General features: G+C 44.2%; 16 protein-coding genes. 11 read left to right on the forward strand and 5 right to left on the reverse strand.

Going from position 1 to position 16,209, the window contains the following annotated elements; genetic code table 11:
• Positions 1–114: 114 nt before the first annotated feature.
• The 4 genes from GCU85_RS05205 to GCU85_RS05220 form a co-directional block, all read right to left on the reverse strand.
• Positions 115–1,083, reverse strand: a complete 969-nt coding sequence (locus GCU85_RS05205; RefSeq protein WP_152810069.1) for a hypothetical protein — start codon at positions 1,081–1,083, stop codon at positions 115–117.
• Positions 1,073–2,857, reverse strand: a complete 1,785-nt coding sequence (locus GCU85_RS05210) for an eL24 family ribosomal protein (RefSeq protein WP_152810071.1) — start codon at positions 2,855–2,857, stop codon at positions 1,073–1,075. Before GCU85_RS05210 ends, GCU85_RS05205 begins: the two co-directional genes overlap by 11 nt.
• A 278-nt stretch (positions 2,858–3,135) precedes the next feature.
• Complete coding sequence (locus tag GCU85_RS05215; protein WP_152810073.1) at positions 3,136–4,017, reverse strand: SH3 domain-containing protein; 882 nt, start codon at positions 4,015–4,017, stop codon at positions 3,136–3,138.
• A gap of 84 nt (positions 4,018–4,101) precedes the next feature.
• Positions 4,102–4,845, reverse strand: a complete 744-nt coding sequence (locus tag GCU85_RS05220) for a helix-turn-helix domain-containing protein (RefSeq protein WP_152810075.1) — start codon at positions 4,843–4,845, stop codon at positions 4,102–4,104.
• A 143-nt stretch (positions 4,846–4,988) separates the two neighbouring features.
• Here GCU85_RS05220 and GCU85_RS05225 point away from each other — a divergent pair, with 143 nt between their 5' ends.
• Both GCU85_RS05225 and GCU85_RS05230 read left to right on the forward strand, forming a co-directional pair.
• Positions 4,989–5,651 carry a PspA/IM30 family protein gene (locus GCU85_RS05225; RefSeq protein ID WP_152810078.1) on the forward strand — a complete coding sequence of 221 codons (663 nt, stop codon included), beginning with the start codon at positions 4,989–4,991 and terminating at the stop codon, positions 5,649–5,651.
• Entirely contained in the window at positions 5,635–7,254 is a 1,620-nt protein-coding gene (locus GCU85_RS05230; RefSeq protein ID WP_152810080.1) for a hypothetical protein, read from the forward strand. The genes GCU85_RS05225 and GCU85_RS05230 overlap by 17 nt, the downstream gene beginning before the upstream one ends.
• A gap of 134 nt (positions 7,255–7,388) precedes the next feature.
• Here GCU85_RS05230 and GCU85_RS05235 read toward each other — a convergent pair whose 3' ends face one another.
• A complete protein-coding gene (locus GCU85_RS05235) occupies positions 7,389–7,856 on the reverse strand; it encodes a hypothetical protein (RefSeq protein ID WP_152810083.1) in 468 nt (155 codons plus the stop codon).
• A gap of 409 nt (positions 7,857–8,265) precedes the next feature.
• On the opposite strand from GCU85_RS05235, the gene tolQ reads away from it, so the two are divergent.
• The 9 genes from tolQ to GCU85_RS05280 all read left to right on the forward strand — a co-directional run bounded on the left by tolQ (position 8,266) and on the right by GCU85_RS05280 (position 16,089).
• Positions 8,266–8,958, forward strand: a complete 693-nt coding sequence (tolQ, locus tag GCU85_RS05240; protein WP_152810087.1) for a protein TolQ — start codon at positions 8,266–8,268, stop codon at positions 8,956–8,958.
• 1 nt (position 8,959) lies between these two features.
• Positions 8,960–9,409 (forward strand): ExbD/TolR family protein, encoded by a 450-nt coding sequence (locus tag GCU85_RS05245; protein ID WP_152810089.1) that lies wholly within the window; start codon positions 8,960–8,962, stop codon positions 9,407–9,409.
• 93 nt (positions 9,410–9,502) lie between these two features.
• Positions 9,503–10,540 (forward strand): cell envelope integrity protein TolA, encoded by a 1,038-nt coding sequence (gene tolA / locus GCU85_RS05250; protein WP_152810091.1) that lies wholly within the window; start codon positions 9,503–9,505, stop codon positions 10,538–10,540.
• 158 nt (positions 10,541–10,698) lie between these two features.
• Positions 10,699–11,955, forward strand: a complete 1,257-nt coding sequence (tolB, locus tag GCU85_RS05255; RefSeq protein ID WP_218110555.1) for a Tol-Pal system beta propeller repeat protein TolB — start codon at positions 10,699–10,701, stop codon at positions 11,953–11,955.
• 11 nt (positions 11,956–11,966) lie between these two features.
• On the forward strand, positions 11,967–12,539 hold the full coding sequence (locus GCU85_RS05260; protein ID WP_152810095.1) for an OmpA family protein: 573 nt from the start codon (positions 11,967–11,969) through the stop codon (positions 12,537–12,539).
• Positions 12,540–12,650: 111 nt separating this feature from the next.
• On the forward strand, positions 12,651–13,355 hold the full coding sequence (locus GCU85_RS05265; protein ID WP_218110556.1) for a tetratricopeptide repeat protein: 705 nt from the start codon (positions 12,651–12,653) through the stop codon (positions 13,353–13,355).
• Positions 13,356–13,447: 92 nt separating this feature from the next.
• The gene (locus tag GCU85_RS05270; RefSeq protein ID WP_218110557.1) at positions 13,448–14,323 is read left to right on the forward strand and encodes a mechanosensitive ion channel family protein; all 876 of its coding nucleotides are present in this window, start codon (positions 13,448–13,450) and stop codon (positions 14,321–14,323) included.
• A 90-nt stretch (positions 14,324–14,413) separates the two neighbouring features.
• Positions 14,414–14,818: a hypothetical protein gene (locus GCU85_RS05275; RefSeq protein ID WP_152810099.1), complete on the forward strand. Its 405-nt coding sequence runs from the start codon at positions 14,414–14,416 to the stop codon at positions 14,816–14,818.
• 20 nt (positions 14,819–14,838) lie between these two features.
• On the forward strand, positions 14,839–16,089 hold the full coding sequence (locus GCU85_RS05280) for a vWA domain-containing protein (protein ID WP_218110558.1): 1,251 nt from the start codon (positions 14,839–14,841) through the stop codon (positions 16,087–16,089).
• The last annotated feature ends 120 nt before the right edge of the window (positions 16,090–16,209 follow it).

Raw genomic sequence — 16,209 nt, forward strand, 5'->3', positions numbered from 1 at the left:
TCGCAGCCAGTAATAAGTAGTGTGCTCAATAAGGTGAGTAGCAAGTATTAGTGTTTTCATGGTTATTTTTATCCTTTGGCTGATTCAGACCGTCTAATATACGGTGTTAATTCGTTAGTTTGTTAATTTTAGCTGTAATTGTTTGACGACGTCTTGATAACCATAGTCGTCAATTCCAAAAGGGACGCTCAGTTGACTTTCCCACTGTAATGGATGGTTTTTTATGTTGAAGTTGGCTAACGCCTCAGCATTGTTTAGACGTAAATTTAGGGCTAAACCTTCTAAATTGTCATAGTACCATTTTTTGTTGTCTTCAAATTCTTTTTCTAGCCGAGTATCAGTCATTTCTGTCAGCTTTAGATTTGCTAACCAATTAGCCATTCCGCGCTGGTATGACTCATCTGAGAACGCTATTTTTCCTGACGTTTCTGCAATACTAATCGCTTTGAAAAGCGGGTGATATCGATCTGCTTCGCTATATAGTTGGTCTGTCATTCTGTCGTTGTCAAACCATGTGGACTGCACTAATTGAACCATGTCAGGGTGTAATCTGACGATTTGAGTTTCTACCGAAAATTCGAATAAATCAAACCAATCAATGGCAGCTGTAAATGAAGCTTCTCGATTTTCTGGATTATAATTAAATGATAATGCTGCATTCCCTTGTGCTTGGCTATAGCCGAAGTAGGCATGTCGCCATAGGAAATCCTCTAGGTTTAACTGTTGTATCAGTTCGTGATTGTAAATTACGCGAAAGTCAAAATGACCATTATTGATTGCCAATTTTGCCTGTGTGAGTGTGCCATCTTTGGCGTGTGTTAAATCGCTGATCGTTAAATCGCCAATGACATTAATCTGACCATCAGCAATTAATGCGAAATCCTCCAGCGTCACTTCGTTGCCGAATAAATTGGTACTGACTGAATTATATTGAAATTGATCGGATAATTCATTGAGTAAGAAATAATCTTGAACAAAGCGTTCGGTTTTTTGTTGTACTGTGTTGCTACGCCAAAATAAACCAAAAACAAGTAGTATAGCAACAAAGGCGAGACTAATCGTTAGCATTAATTTATTCTTCATTGCTAGATAACTCCTTAATTTTTTCGTTTAACGCCTGCTTTAGTTGCTCAATAATCGTTTGCTGATTTCCTAAGTCTGTGCAGAATGCCATTTCACATTGATATGCTTTAGCGGGTGTTAAGGTGACCGCTGGCTGGTTAGGCTTTTCTGTGCTCAGCACAATATTAATCCCTGCTTCATTTAATAGATACCATTGTCCTTTAATTAAGGGGCTGGTTAATTGCTTGCTTTCAATGGTATAAGGCTGTGGCCAGTCAGTTTTCATAACACCAGTGTCGACTGATTCACCAACACGAATAACTTGGTTGACAGTGACGTCATCTAGCTGACTGCCTTCTAAAATAGTCTCAGCGATTAGGCGGTTAATGCTTTTTTTGCGGTCATTCTGCCATAATGATCGACTGCTTTTATTGCCCAGCCAATCAATAGCGCTTGTGCGAATACCGCTTCTGTAAGGGTGATTCAGTTGTTCATGAACCTGAGTAAGGATATCCTCTATGCGCGTGCTGACCAGCATACGATCATTGTCAGACCATGTGTCGTATGTGCTGATGACATAAGCTTCTAATTCTTTTTTGGCGTCTTCTAATTTTGCTATTATTTGCTGCCGTGCTGCTTCGGCTTTTTTGCGTTCTATTTCTTGTCTTTCCTCTGCTTGTCTACGTTTTTTCTCTTCGGCTGCCCGCTGTAATGCCAGTTGTTTCTCTTTTTCGAAAAGTGCACGTTCTTTTTCCTTAGCTAACTCAGCTGCTTTTTCAGCGGCTGCTCTTTCTTCTTCTTTTTGGTAGATTTCTTTTATATCTGCTTCGCTAAAAACATAGGCGAGGTTTTCGTATTGCTTATCAAAATATAACTCGATTCGATAAGGCTTAAGTCTGACATTCTTTTCTGACCAGTTGAGGTCACTATAGACGCGGACATAGAGTCTTCTGTAACGATCGTGTTGTCTTGATTTTTGATAAAACTCCTCTGCTTTACTAATAGGTAATTCAATCGTGTTTATTAAGCGTGCATCTAATGTCTTTAGCTCGAGGGAACTAAAATTTCTCATATTGACATAACGACATTCGCGATGATCTCTGACGTAAAAAGAACGTGTCAAATCAATCGGAAACCCACCGCGGTCGATATCATATTTATCGAATTTTTTTCTAAATTCAATAAATAATTTTGGGCTTGGCTGCGCAAAATCAGCTTCAAAGGCAGCACGGTGTTCTTCTTCTAAACGAAGTCGGGAAAATTCATCATTGGCCTCTTTTAATTGTGGGCAGTGATATTGCCCTAAATAAGCCTCTAATACTTCGGACTCTTGTGCGTATCTCTCTTTTCTCTCTGGGTCTTGAACGTTTTTGGCATAAAATTTATAAACTTCATAAAATGATAACGGCTTGGCTTGTTCTTTGGCAGTTTCTGCTTGCGCGGTTTCTGCTTGCGTGGTTTCTGCTTGCGTGGTTTCTGCTTGCGTGGTTTCTGCTTGCGTGGTTTCTGCTTGTGTAGCTTCTGCTTGTGTAGCCTCTGCTTGTGTAGCCTCTGCTTGCGTAGCCTCTGCTTGCGTAGCCTCTGCTTGCGTAGCCTCTGCTTGCGTAGCCTCTGCTTGCGTAGCCTCTGCTTGCGTGGTTTTTGTTTGTAGGTTTAATTGCAATTGCCACGCTTCTGACTGAGAGCTAGTGCCCGTCAGAAAGGGTGTTTCGCTGATAGTATTTTGAAAACGTAATGCGGTGGTTTTTACTGTTTCGCATTCGGCTTTTAATACATGGTTAAGTTTTGCAAACAAACGACTAAATGAATCAGATTGATAGTAGTCTGTATCTCGGCCAATGAAAGTAAGTGTGACATCGGGTTTACACCAATTATCGGTCTTTGAGCTAACAAAGACCTCTACTTTATCTTTTCTGAATAAGCCAAACGCGTGTTTGTTTGACTGAAAGCCGCGGATAGGGTCAATGCAATGATTGCAATCTGTAGTATTATTTTTTTCATTGGTCTTAACTGTCCGTTTTAACTGTCCGTTTTATCAGTGAGGATTTGCATGGGATGTGTGTCAAAAATAAATTAAATGATTTCCCATGCGCCATCGCCACTTTTACACGCTTCGAATTTTTCTGTATTATTGCCTTTGTCGCTTTTAACATCGAGATTGACTGTTTTGCAAACGGTGGCAGTTGAAATGGTCGTTTCTTCTAAGTCTAACTTGTCGAGATTTATCCCAGAAGTGCTGGCACTTTTTGTTTGTTGGATGTCAGCGTCTGATATGTCGTCTAGACGAATGGCGTTGTCTCTAGAAGGTTTTTTGGTGGTCTCTTGGCTTTTTTGATAAGGCTTTACTAGCCCGCCGTGGATATAGCCTAACGTGATGTTATTCTTAGAAACGAGTACCCAGCCCGAGCGAGTTTGTCCTATTGCGTTAAAGCGTTCACCTTTTTTTAATCCACTGATAACCTGCCCTGATTTGCTCGGTTTATGTCTTATATTTGAGCTGCTCTTGGTCACGTAGGTCTTGCCAATATTTGTTAGACTAGGCGATGTATCGACTTTTTTGTGCTTAACAACGGCTACTTTGTTTTTCGTTACTTTGCTTTGGCTTGTTTCGATTCGAGCGCTTGCGCCGCTGTGATTGCTTTTCCATGTGCCAGACTGAGCACCGTCCTTATTCAAAATTTCATTAGACTTTGACATTAAAGCAGCGCGATCTTTCTCATCTAAATGTTTGCCAATTTCTGACCCAATCAAGCCACCAAGTAAGCCGCCTAATGCGGTAGCGATGACGCGCCCACGGCCATCGCCAATTTGGCTTCCTAGTGCGATGCCAAGCACTGCGCCGATGCCTGCTCCAGCCTCTTGCTTTGAAAGAGATTGGCAGCCAGAAAGGGATAGTGTGCTGAATAATGCGAGGAAAAATATGGCTTTAGACTTTGTTTTCTTGAGTGTATTCATTGAAAATCTCCTATTCTTATCTATAACGCTGATTCTTAATATAGCAAAAAATATAGCAAACCCTTTTTTACTTTCCTCGCTGATTCAATCTGCTTGTTTGCGTTGAAATTGTTTAAACGCGGAATATTCCCAATGACGGATGGCGAGCATCATGGTGACGCCCATTTTATTGCGTTGCGGGAGGTGTTTTTCCTTGTGGGATATTTCACTAAACACTTCGCCGATATGCGCAAGCCGAATTTGTAAGTCACTCAGCGACTGTGCCGTAATGGTTGCATTTCGCACAACGCGCAGCGCATTGTCTGCGGAAAAATCTTGGCTCAGGAATTCATGTTGTACTTGCGCGGCAAAGTAGCGTTCAATCGGGCCATTGGGCTGCCATTTGAACTCGTTATTCAGTAATAATCGGATGCGATTGTTCGGCTGTAACTCAATAATTTCCATGCGGTCTAGCTGGATTAATAGCGCTAACATCTCATTGTCGTCAACGGTGTAAAATGACTGAATATCATCGGGTTGCCAATTATCAATCAACAAATACGCGACCAGCAGTAATTTAGGTTGTTCGATGAGTTGCTGTTCTAATGCCAGTGGGATTTCTGATTTTTGCGGTGCGCTGTTGTCGGCTAAGTTTGCCAAATAACTGAAGCTAAGTCCCAAAATATCGCAAATATCATCCAGTCGGCGCAGGGTAAAATTACCGCTGGCAAACATTTGTTTAACCGCTGATTCGCTGAGGTGTAGGTCTTTGGCGAGTTGTTTGTAGGTGATGCCTTGTTGTTTGAGTTGTTGTTTGATGGTTTGGATGAGTTTTCTGCTGTGCGCCATCTCGATACCCCTAAAAGTATTGTTTTATTGTACTGTTGGTTTAATTATACCCAACTTTTGCTTTTGTTGTTGTTTTAAATAGTGCCAATGGCAATAATGTCAGTGTTGAACACATTTTGTAAACGACAAGAGGAGATACAAGTATGAAGATGTTAAAACGATTAACCACAACACTCAGCGCCAGTGTTAGTCAAGCAGTCGATAGTATCGAAAACCACGATGCAATCATCGACGCGGCACTAAAACAAGCGCGGGAAGAGCTCGCCAAAACCCAAAGTCGGTTGTCAACGCTACGCCGTCGGGATATGCAGCTAAAGCAACAACAAACCAGTCTAGCAGCGCAGTACCAAGCATGGGGCGAACGCGCTAAACGCATTGCCGAAAGCGATGAATCGCAGGCATTGCAGTGTTTGTCTCGGCGACAGCATTGTCAACAGCAAATTGACCAGCTAGCGACCGCAATGGCGGAAAATAAGCAGCTAGATAGCGAGTTGAATGACAATATTGTACAAATGCAGCAACGGATTCACGAAATCTCGCAGCAGCAACAGCGCTTACGCGCCCAGCAATCGGTGGCAGAAATTAACGAAAGTTACTATCAACACGTTGAAAATGAAGATTTGGATAAAGTATTTGAACGCTGGGAGACCACGGTGCTAAAGAAAAGCTACCACACCGAACACGTCAAAAAGCCCCAAGGCGATCCATTAGAAGCACAATTTAAGCAACAAGAGCACGATGCGGCATTAAAAGCAGAGTTAGCCGCTTTGTTACAAACGGAGGTGCACGATGAGCAGTCAAGTTAACCGTTATTTCTATAGCAAAGGATTGGATGAATCCCATACCGCGCTGGGTGATGAAAAAGCGCCTGATGCGATGAGTTCTAATGCGATGAGTTCTAATGCGATGAGTTCTAATGCGCTAGGCGATGATGCCAACAGCGCTGAGGTCGTCAACTTTGAGACCGCCAGCATTGATGCTCCCAACACTGCCGACACTGCCGACACAGCCAGCACTGCTAGCACTGCCACTGCGCCTGTAGATTCAGGGCTGGCAGCCGCTGCGACCCAGTCTGCACAGGCAAGTTTACGCCATCCTAATCAATTGGATAGCAAAGTCGAGGGTTCTGATTATGCAAGCGATGATGAAAATGCCGCAAGCGTGGCTTATTTATTCAATGCGCTGCGGGTTTGCGGGGCGTTGTTTGTAGTAGCATCTATGTCACTGTTTTTATTGCAAGGTTGGAGTGAAGGTAACGATGTGCAGCGCTACTTAAAGCTACTCTCGCAGACCGCGTTACTGACCACGGCAGGCTTTGGTCTCGCGTTTATTATTAAGGAAAATCGTGGCGCACGCGTCTTTTTTGGGCTGAGTTTGCTCTCTATCGTCTCTAACTTTGCCGTGCTAGGCGCTTTGTTGTATTCATTTTACCAATTAGATGGTAATTTGCAGCAATATCCTTCGTTTGTCACTTGGCAGGCCAGTGATTGGGGTGCGTTTTTAATGACTGCGTTGCCTGCTGTGGTCGCCTTGACAGGGCTTGCGTACCTGATTATGCTGATGTTTGCTCGTCAGCACGCCAAACCATTGACGATGACGTTGATTGGCTTATCTTTGTTGCTGTTGTTACCGATTCGTAGCCTGTGGATTATGGTGCCGTTGGCGGCAGTTGCGTTGGTGGTTGCGATTCGTGTGTATAGGCGTCTACAACACTATACGTTTGATACGCTCGAAGGAAAATTCGCCAAAGCGGCTCTCTTTGTGCCGTTAGTTATTCTGTTGAGTCGTAGCTTGGTGTTATACGCAGAGACTGAGGTGATGGCGTTGATAATTGCGTTGTCTGTCTATACCGTCATTCGTCAAGCGGCTGATATTGAACGCGTTGGCCGCTGGATCTATGGCGCATTACAAAGCATGGGTCTGTTGGCAGCAATAGTGGCAGTGTTGGCATTGGCAGTGATACTCGATGATATTCGTGGTGTGTCGGATGATGTTTTATTGTTACTGACTTTGCTGGTATTAATGGGTTTTTGTCACGATATGCTATGCCGATGGACAGATGAATTTGCTAAAAATGCACTGTTATTGGCCGCCTATGGCTCGATGATGTTTATTTATGGGTTTGTTGTTAGCCAATCGTCGCACCCGTTTTCTTTGGTGGCAGGATTTGGGTTGAGCATACTGTGTTTGGCGCAGAGTTATTACCATCGCACGCAATTGGCATTTTTCGCTGCAGTCGCTTTTGCTGGGCTGATGCTGTATCAATTGATCATCAATTTCTATACCCTGATTGAAATCTCAAATTGGGTCACGGTTGGGCTGCTGGGTGCGATGATGATTGTTGCTGTATCGGTATTGGAACGCTACGGTGCACGCATAAAATCCGCCTGGCGAGGTCGCCATTTGTAAGGTGTAAAGGTTGCCGCGACTGGTCGGCGACTGGTCGTTTATAAGGCTAGGATGGCTAGTATGTGGCTAGGATGGTATTTAAGACAACAAGCACCGCCGCCGAGGTTAAACGTGGCGGTGTTTGTTGTTGGCGGTTAAAGCGTGAACAAGCGACTGATTTTTCGACAGTAGCGCATCAGAATGAAAGCAAGCGATAGCGATATAAATTGCGTAATTAGCTGGTTGCGCAGATAAGATTGGTCGAAGGTTGTGTTTATATTTTTTATAAAAAACAACGTAATGATTAAATCGATAACATACGGTAAGCAGTACAAAAAAAAGATTAAGCCGATAAAAAACACGATATGAAAAGGGGCTATTGCGTGTTCGGGGTTGTTATTTATCGCAGGGTATTCGGAAATGCCTAAAATGGTATTAGGGATAAACCATAATACGATGGTAATAATAATGATAGAAACATTGACGGTAGCATAGAGCAGTTTTGATTGATAGATAGTATTTAACTCGCGCATTATCGGTAAGTTAAAAAGCGTATCACGAATTAAAAACAAAATAAAAATAAACAAAACGAGTCGGTATAGGGCAATTAAGGTAGTTTTCATGGTTTCCTCATGGTGGCGTTACGTTTTTGTAACAGGTTAATTAAGAATAGTTTTTAATCTAAATTGTCGTTATGGTTGACGTATAATAATGGGGTTGAATTTTCATCGTTTGCATTGATGTAGTCGGTTGTCACCAGGTATCGTAACTAGGCATTTCGAAGGCATTGTTAAGGCATTTCTGGTCGCTTGAATTCGCTGTTTGACCGCCGCTGTTTGACCCTCGTGTCTAGCCGTCGTGTCTAGCCGCCTTTAGCTATGCTTAAATCGCGTATTAGATGGCTATATTATAATAAATAACAGCAGATTACGCACTAATGAATTTTCGACGAATTGAAATAGGTACAACTAAATTAACTGACCTACGTATATTAGCAATAGTGCGAATAACTTAGGAGAATTCGAGGAAATTATGTCACATGATTTGTCTTTCTGGTCGCTAATCGGTGAGGCGAGTGTTTTTGTCAAACTCATTATGCTGATTTTGCTTGGGCTGATTCTGGTCGCGGCAGGTATTGCGGGTAAAAAATGGATGCGGTTTGTCCGTATTCAGCGCAAATGCAAGCAATTCGAGCGTCAATTTTGGTCTGGTAATGATATATCGTCTTTTTACCAAGCCTTAAAATCACAGCCGACAGAGGGGCTTGAGTCGCTATTTGTGGCGGGCTTTGCCGAGTTTAAGCAGTTTGGCATGAACGATTTAAAAGACGATGGTGTGATTATCACCAACTGTCGGCGCGCGATGAGTGCAGCCATCTCGCGCGAACTGGACAAGCAAGAAGAACTCCTGCCGATTTTGGCAACCACGGGTTCGGTTAGCCCCTACATTGGATTGCTGGGGACGGTCTACGGCATTATGATGTCGTTTTTAGGGCTGGGCGCTGTGCAGACGGTTTCAATCAACGATGTTGCGCCAGGGATTGCCGAGGCGTTAATTGCGACTGCAATGGGTCTGTTGGCGGCGATTCCTGCTGTGCTTGCTTATAACTACTTTATTACGCGATCTGAACGGCTTAATGTCACCTATGAGACGTTTACCGAAGAATTTATTAATATTTTGCAGCGGCAAATCCTAAAAGCAAAAACACAATCAAAAAGCGCATAACATGGCAACAAGACAGCGGCGCGGTCAACGCGCAAAATCCGAAATGAATGTCGTTCCCTACATTGACGTCATGCTGGTGTTATTGGTTATTTTTATGATTTCTGCGCCGATTATTAACCAGTCGGTTGAGGTGAATCTCCCCGCATCCAGTAATGCTCAGGATATCGAGCCACCTAGCGCTAACGCCGATTTGCCTCGTCCTCTGGTGGTAACCATTGACAGCGCGGGCAAGTATTTTGTTGATCGAGCAGATGAAAACTCATTACCCGTTACAACCAATTTGTTGCGACAAATTACCCAAGACGCACTGCGTGATAATACCGCCACACCCGTTTATTTGCGTGCAGACGAGCAGGTTGGTTATGGTGCGGTTATGGTGGTCATGGATGTGTTGAAGTCTAGTGGCGCTCAGGCGGTGAATCTAGTCACAGAACAACCCGACAATCAATGACCGTGGTTGATAGTTGATGGTTGATAGTTGACGTGTGATGCGGGCATTTAATGCTAAAGTGGGATAGGTAAGTGATACAGCCAGTGATAAAAAATGAAAGGTCTGAATAAAGAACTACTCGCTGAGAATTTAGTCGGCATACTGAGTGCTGTGACTATTGTTGTGGCAATTATTGTCAGTGCGTTTTGGGTTAGTCAACCTGAAAAGCTAACCACAACCACAACGCAGACTGATGTTAGTGTACAGACAATGCAGGCAACAAGCGTGGATAGTCAAGCGCTAGAAGATTTGTACGCACAACGCCAGCAAGAAATCGAAGCAGAAGCACAGCAAAAAGCCGCCGAGCAAGCGGCGATTGCGGCAGCAAAGTTGGCCGCGGAAAAGGCCAAACGTGACACGGAAAAGGCCAAGCGTGATGCAGAAAAGGCCAAACAACAGGCCGAACAAGCCAAGCGTGATGCAGAAAAACTAAAACAACAAGCCGAATCGGCCAAAGCCCAAGCCGAAAAAGAACGACAAACAGCCGAAGCGGCCCGCAAAGCAGAGGCAGAGCGCAAAGCAGAGGCAGAGCGCAAAGCAGAGGCAGAGCGCAAAGCAGAGGCAGAGCGCAAAGCAGAGGCAGAGCGCAAAGCAGAGGCAGAGCGCAAAGCAGAGGCAGAGCGCAAAGCAGAGGCAGAGCGCAAAGCAGAAGCAGAACGCAAAGCAGAAGCAGAGCGCAAAGCAGAAGCAGAACGCAAGGCAGAAGCAGAACGCAAAGCAGAGGCAGCCCGTAAAGCAGAAGCAGCCAAGCGGGCGGCAATCGCCGCAAGTATTGGTGAGACGATTAGTGACGCCGATGCCAGTGCCCAAAAAAGCCAAGCCATTGCGCATTTTTCAGGCATTATCGGTGAACGCATCCGTGGGCAATGGGTTATCCCAGCCAAATTGTCGCCTGATTTGACGGCGCGGGTTCGTGTTAATTTGTCAGCATCGGGTGCGATTGAGTCAATTACCATGATACAATCTAGCGGTAATGTAGGGTTTGATAATTCGGTCAAAGAGGCCGTTTATCGTGCAGCACCCCTGCCGATGCCTGATAACCCAGAGTGGGCGGCGGCGTTGCGTGAAATCACCATTCGGTTTCCCAAGTAAAGCCGTGGTAATAAAAAACATCTTGGCAATGATGATTTTTTGTATGGTAAGTTTTGGTTAGTGTATGGTCAGTATTCGGTAAGTATTCGATAAAATTGACAACAGTAAAAGTAATGGCATCTTAAGGCATGATGACAATTAAAGACAACGGAGCAATCATGAAAAAATGGGTTTTAGGGTTATGTAGTTTGCTGATAGTGACTTATTCAAGCGCGGTAGAAATTGCCGTGGGTGAAGGCCGTGTTGCGGCAAAACCCATTGCAATCGTGCCGTTTGCAGGCAGTACAGGCGATGAATCTGTCGATTTTATCGTCGCAGCGGATTTAAAGCAAAGCGGTGTGTTTGCGCCGATTGCCCCAACGGCCTATCAGGCGCGTCCTAGCCAAGCCAATCAAGTTGATTATGGCTTGTTTCAAGGGGTTGGCGCCGCTTATGTGGTCGTTGGTGAGTTAAGTGGCGGTAGTATCCGCTTTGCATTGCTGGATGCGTTTCAGCAAAATATCGTGGGCAGCTATGTGGTGAACGTTCCGCGCGGTAATTTGCGTCATGGGGCACACCAAGTCAGCGATATTATTTTGGAAAAACTCACGGGGGTTCGCGGAGCATTTGCGACACGAATTGCCTATATTCATGAATCGGGTCTTCGTGAATCGCGCGCTTATCACTTGATGATGGCGGATATGGATGGGTATAATTCGGTCACGTTACTGACCAGTCGTGCGCCAATTATGTCACCCCGATTTTCACCCGATGCTAAGCAACTGGCTTATGTCACGTTCGAAGGGCAGCAGCAACAGATTGTCACCCACGATATTGCGACAGGCCGCCGCGGATTAGTATCGAATGCGCCAGGTATTAATTCAGCACCTGCGTGGTCACCCGATGGCACGAAAATTGCCTTTGTCCTTTCCAAAGACGGTAACCCTGAAATCTACTTCAAAAAACTAGCCACAAATCGGTTGGTGCGCGTCACTGATAATCCTGCGATAGAGACCGAGCCAGTTTGGTCGCCTGATGGGCAGAGTATCTATTTTACCTCCAACCGCGGTGGGTCGCCTCAGTTGTATCGTATTAACATTGGTACGGGGGCATTGTCACGCATCACGGGGACGGGCAGTTACAGCGCAGGCGCAGATGTGTCGTCTGATGGTAGTAAAATCGCGTTAGCACGAAATAATGGTGGGCGTTTTGTGGTTGGCACAATGGGCGTTAATGGAGGTGCTTTTGCTGGAGTCAGCCAAGGCTTTATCGATGAAACGCCGCGTTTTTCACCAAATGGCCAAATGCTAATTTTTACGTCGGTAGAGAATAATCGAAGTGTACTAAAAATCGTTAACGTTGATGGTAGTGGTACCAATACGTTATCATCATCTGGACAAATCAGGGACCCTGATTGGTCTACTTATATTCAATAGAGGAGCAAAATATGAAACAGTTAATCGTAGTTTTAGCGGCAGTGGTTTGGTTAGCGGGTTGTGCTGGCACCAAAACGGCAGAAGACCAAAGCACGCTAGGTGCTGGCGAAGGCGCTATCAGTAGTGGCACAGATGGTGTGTATTCGGGTGGTGGGTATAATCCGGGTGACGCCAGTGGCTTTAATGAGGCGACAGGTGGGGATTTTTATGATAACCCAAACTACGGACAAAATGTCGTGGGTGGACCGAATGCCCCAGCAAAAGATCGCGTTATTTATTTTGGTTTTGACAGCGCCAGTATTGATAGTCGCGCCGATGCCATTGTCAACGCGCATGCCCAATACTTAGTGAATAACCCTAGCGCGAGCATCTTATTAGAAGGGCATACCGACAGTCGTGGTAGCCGTGGATACAATATTGCCCTAGGCGAAAGCCGTGCCATTTCAGTTTTGCGACGATTGACTGATATGGGGGTTTCACCCAATCAAGTCCGAATTATTAGCTATGGCGAAGAAAAACCAGCGGTTAACGGGTTTGACGAAGAGGCGTACAAGCGTAACCGCCGTGCGGTCATCCAATACTAAGCATACTAAGCAAACTAAGCAAACTAAGCAAACTAAGCAAACTAAGCAAACTAAGCAAACTAAGCAAACTAAGCAAACTAAGCAAAGGCGAGATTGATAATGAGATTGATAATGACTAGAGTATGGACAACACCACTATTGGCATTAACGGTCACGGGGTGTGTGAGTACGGCAGATTTTGAGGCTTCGCAACAGCGGATTGCTCAGCTCAATACGCAGCTAGGTGGTTTAGAAAAGCAGGTCATGGACTTGCAAGCCGAGTTATCTGTGGTCAAAGCGCAGCGCCCCATTCGCCTGCCGACTGGCACGCCGATACCGCCGGGCTCGCGTAATAATCAAGCGTCTGGTCAAAATGACGCGAATGCGAGTTCGAGTAATAATAGCGGTAATAGTAGCAGTAATAGTAATATGTCTGATGAAGCCAGTGCCTACCACCAAGCACTGGCTTTGTATCAGTCTGGTGATACGGATGCCGCGATTAGCGCGTTTGAAAATTACAATAGCCGCTACCCCAATGCCGATAATTTGCCGAATGTGCTGTACTATTTAGGGCAGGCGAGCTTTGTCCAACGCGATTATGGTCGCGCTGAACAAGTCCTTGAGCAGTTGATTTATCAATACCCGATGAGCCAAGTCGATCCGCGCGCCCCCGAATTACTGAGACGTATTTATCAGCATAACAACCGCGCGGATAAAATTGAGACGCTGGATAATTTTTTAAATACAATGAACCAATCCAATCTAGCAAATCCCAATAACTCGACCAACAATCCAGTCAATAACCAAGCCACTGGGCAGCCTGCGCTATTGAATTAGTTATTTGGCTAGCGTATTGAATTAACGAATTGAATTAACGAATTGAATTAGCATCGATTAAACAACTCACTGATCACTAACGGAATCCAATCATGAAACTACTGACTGAAAACCTAGATACGATGGCATTGATAAACCAGTATGCGTTGCCGTGGGCAAAAAATATCATTTTTGCGCTCGTGATTTTTATCATTGGTCGCTACGTTGCCAAAGCCGTGCAAAAGCTGATTATGCGGCTGGTCAAACGCTCGACACAAGATGAAATGTTGATTAATTTTATCGCTTCGATTGTGGGGGCGATTTTATTGCTGTTTGTCATTATTGCCGCATTGTCTCAGCTGGGTATTGATACGACATCGCTGATTGCGTTAATTGGTGCGGCGGGTTTGGCGATTGGTTTGTCGTTACAAGATTCGCTCAAAAATTTCGCGGCAGGGGTGATGATTTTGGTATTCAAGCCCTTTGTCAAAGGCGATTATGTAGAAGTCACAGGCGGTAAAGAAGCTGGCACGGTAGAGGATATCAGTATTTTTACCATGACCATGAAAACGCTAGATAATAAGGAAATCATCGTGCCTAATGGGGCGATATTATTGGCACCAATTATCAACTACTCAAAACATGAAACACGGCGTGTTGATATGGTCTTTTCCATTAGCTATGATGATGATATTCGCCAGGCCAAAACACTAATGGCTGATATTTTGACCCAGCATAACCTGGTGTTGCAAGATCCCGCGCCCGTTGTTGCGGTGGCCGCTTTAGCCGACAGCTCGATTAATTTTAATGTGCGTCCGTGGTGTAAAACTGCCGATTATTGGACCATATATTCGGATGTGCACCAACAGGTCAAAGAGGCGTTTGATGCCGCAGGTATTACGATTCCGTATCCGCAAGTGCAAATGCACCAAGAGAGACCTAGCACAAAGCCTAGCACAAAACCCAACGAAAATCCCAGCGCGGATTAATGCTAGCCATGCTAGGGGTTAAGTCGCCACAAGTTGGCTATGAGACTTGGCTAGGACTTGGCTAGGACTTGGCTAGGACTTGGCTAGGACTTGGCTAGGACTTGGCTACGAGACGAAGGTAATCCTTGCACTACCCTGATATCGCTTTCTAAGTACGCAGATAAAAAGCGCCTTGATGCATTTTACGCGGTTTTATACCTAGCCGCCTTTCCGTCATTATTAGAGACGGTATCTGGTGATTATCGTGAACCAATAAAGGAAGCAAGGCAAACCTACAGTTTACGCACCTTTGAGCGGTTTTTAATTTATTTTGGCTTTGTAACGATTGAGGATAAACCCAATGAAAAGCCCAATGAAAAGCAGTTTGGGTCGGATTGGTATATTACGAAAACCGACTTGTTTGATAAATTTATCCAATGCCGCCCACATAACGCTGACAGCGGTAAAAATAAATTAACCGTCTTTGGTATGAATGGCTCCAATAAATTGCATTGATGATAAGGGCAAAATTGGAAATGGCAAAATTGAACACTTGGAGTTTAGGTGAAATGAAAACGTTAACTATTGCATTTTTTTGTTTGTTTTTTATTACTAAAGCTTATGCCGAACAAGAGGTTGAGCAAGAAAAGGTCCGGCAAAATAATGTGCCGGAGGTTGATGAGGCGGAGGGTAATAGTGATCCATTTGGGATCTTTTCTGCAGCCTCCTGTCATGAATTGGCAGAAAGGATTACCAAAAAACACACCCCCGATTTTTCACAGTGCTATAAATCACAAGCAGTTACCAATCAATGTGATGAATTTGAGGGCAGTTTGGTCGGTAAAAACCAGGACTCTACTGTATTAGTTGTGCTCGATGCGTCTGGTTCTATGGTTGGTGAAATAGGAGGCGAGCAGAAAATTGATATAGCCAAAAATGTTGTACGAAATTTTGCATCTGGACTTTCAAAGGGAACACAATTTGGGCTGCTTGTGTACGGGCATCACGGTTCAAATCAAGAAAAAGATAAACCTTTGTCGTGTGAAAAGTCGGAAATGTTGTTTGGGTTTGGTGAGTTTCAAGCCAGTAAGTTTGATGCAGTATTAGATGGCTTTGATGCAACAGGTTGGACATCTATTGCAGGAGCGATAAATACTGCTGAAAATTTATTAGCTGGTATTGAAGGCAGTAAGTCGCTTTATATTGTTTCTGATGGTATCGAGACTTGTGGAGGCGATCCGATTAGTGCAATGAAAACATTAAAAGAAAACGACAAAGCGATACAAACGGAAGTTAATATTATTGGTTTTGATGTGGATAATGAGACTCAAGCACAACTTAAAGCAATCGCGGCAGCAGGGAAAGGAAGCTATTTTGCGGCTGATGATGCGGATAAGCTACGAAAAGAGTTTGACAAAGAAAAAGAAAGATTGATTGATGAGGCAATAAAAAGACGCAATTGTATCCTTGATGGGGCGATCGAAAAAGCAAGTGTAAATAATGCAATTGAAAAAGATCAGCGCGCTTGCTTGGTGGAAAAAATTGAGACACGCCGTGAAGCATCGCATGAAGAATATGAACGCTTAAAAAATAGTAAGCAAATAGAATTGTCTTGTGCAAATTGGCTAATAGAACAAAGATTCAGGTCGGCAAGAAACAAAGATTGGATTAAAGCCACGAATGACGCCGCTTTTAATATGATGGATATTCAGGGTGAATTACATAAATCGCATATTGAGGTAGAGAAAGAGCATAAAGAAAATATTAACAAAATCAACGGAGAGTGATAGCTGCAGTGGTCAAAACTTAATCTGACGGACAGTATCTTTTAAATTAGACTAATTTTGCAGATATAATTTATGATTTAGATTTTTGTTCTGTTTTGTGGGTGGTGAATGTCCAGTTTT

This window comes from Ostreibacterium oceani (assembly GCF_009362845.1).
Lineage (GTDB): Bacteria > Pseudomonadota > Gammaproteobacteria > Cardiobacteriales > Ostreibacteriaceae > Ostreibacterium > Ostreibacterium oceani.

Coding starts and splice junctions, on each gene's coding strand:
- GCU85_RS05205 (WP_152810069.1), bottom strand. CDS start 1,083: ATGAAGAATAAATTAATGCTAACGATTAGTCTCGCCTTTGTTGCTATA.
- GCU85_RS05215 (WP_152810073.1), bottom strand. CDS start 4,017: ATGAATACACTCAAGAAAACAAAGTCTAAAGCCATATTTTTCCTCGCA.
- GCU85_RS05220 (WP_152810075.1), bottom strand. CDS start 4,845: ATGGCGCACAGCAGAAAACTCATCCAAACCATCAAACAACAACTCAAA.
- GCU85_RS05225 (WP_152810078.1), top strand. CDS start 4,989: ATGAAGATGTTAAAACGATTAACCACAACACTCAGCGCCAGTGTTAGT.
- GCU85_RS05230 (WP_152810080.1), top strand. CDS start 5,635: ATGAGCAGTCAAGTTAACCGTTATTTCTATAGCAAAGGATTGGATGAA.
- GCU85_RS05235 (WP_152810083.1), bottom strand. CDS start 7,856: ATGAAAACTACCTTAATTGCCCTATACCGACTCGTTTTGTTTATTTTT.
- tolQ (WP_152810087.1), top strand. CDS start 8,266: ATGTCACATGATTTGTCTTTCTGGTCGCTAATCGGTGAGGCGAGTGTT.
- GCU85_RS05245 (WP_152810089.1), top strand. CDS start 8,960: ATGGCAACAAGACAGCGGCGCGGTCAACGCGCAAAATCCGAAATGAAT.
- tolA (WP_152810091.1), top strand. CDS start 9,503: ATGAAAGGTCTGAATAAAGAACTACTCGCTGAGAATTTAGTCGGCATA.
- tolB (WP_218110555.1), top strand. CDS start 10,699: ATGAAAAAATGGGTTTTAGGGTTATGTAGTTTGCTGATAGTGACTTAT.
- GCU85_RS05260 (WP_152810095.1), top strand. CDS start 11,967: ATGAAACAGTTAATCGTAGTTTTAGCGGCAGTGGTTTGGTTAGCGGGT.
- GCU85_RS05265 (WP_218110556.1), top strand. CDS start 12,651: ATGACTAGAGTATGGACAACACCACTATTGGCATTAACGGTCACGGGG.
- GCU85_RS05270 (WP_218110557.1), top strand. CDS start 13,448: ATGAAACTACTGACTGAAAACCTAGATACGATGGCATTGATAAACCAG.
- GCU85_RS05280 (WP_218110558.1), top strand. CDS start 14,839: ATGGCAAAATTGAACACTTGGAGTTTAGGTGAAATGAAAACGTTAACT.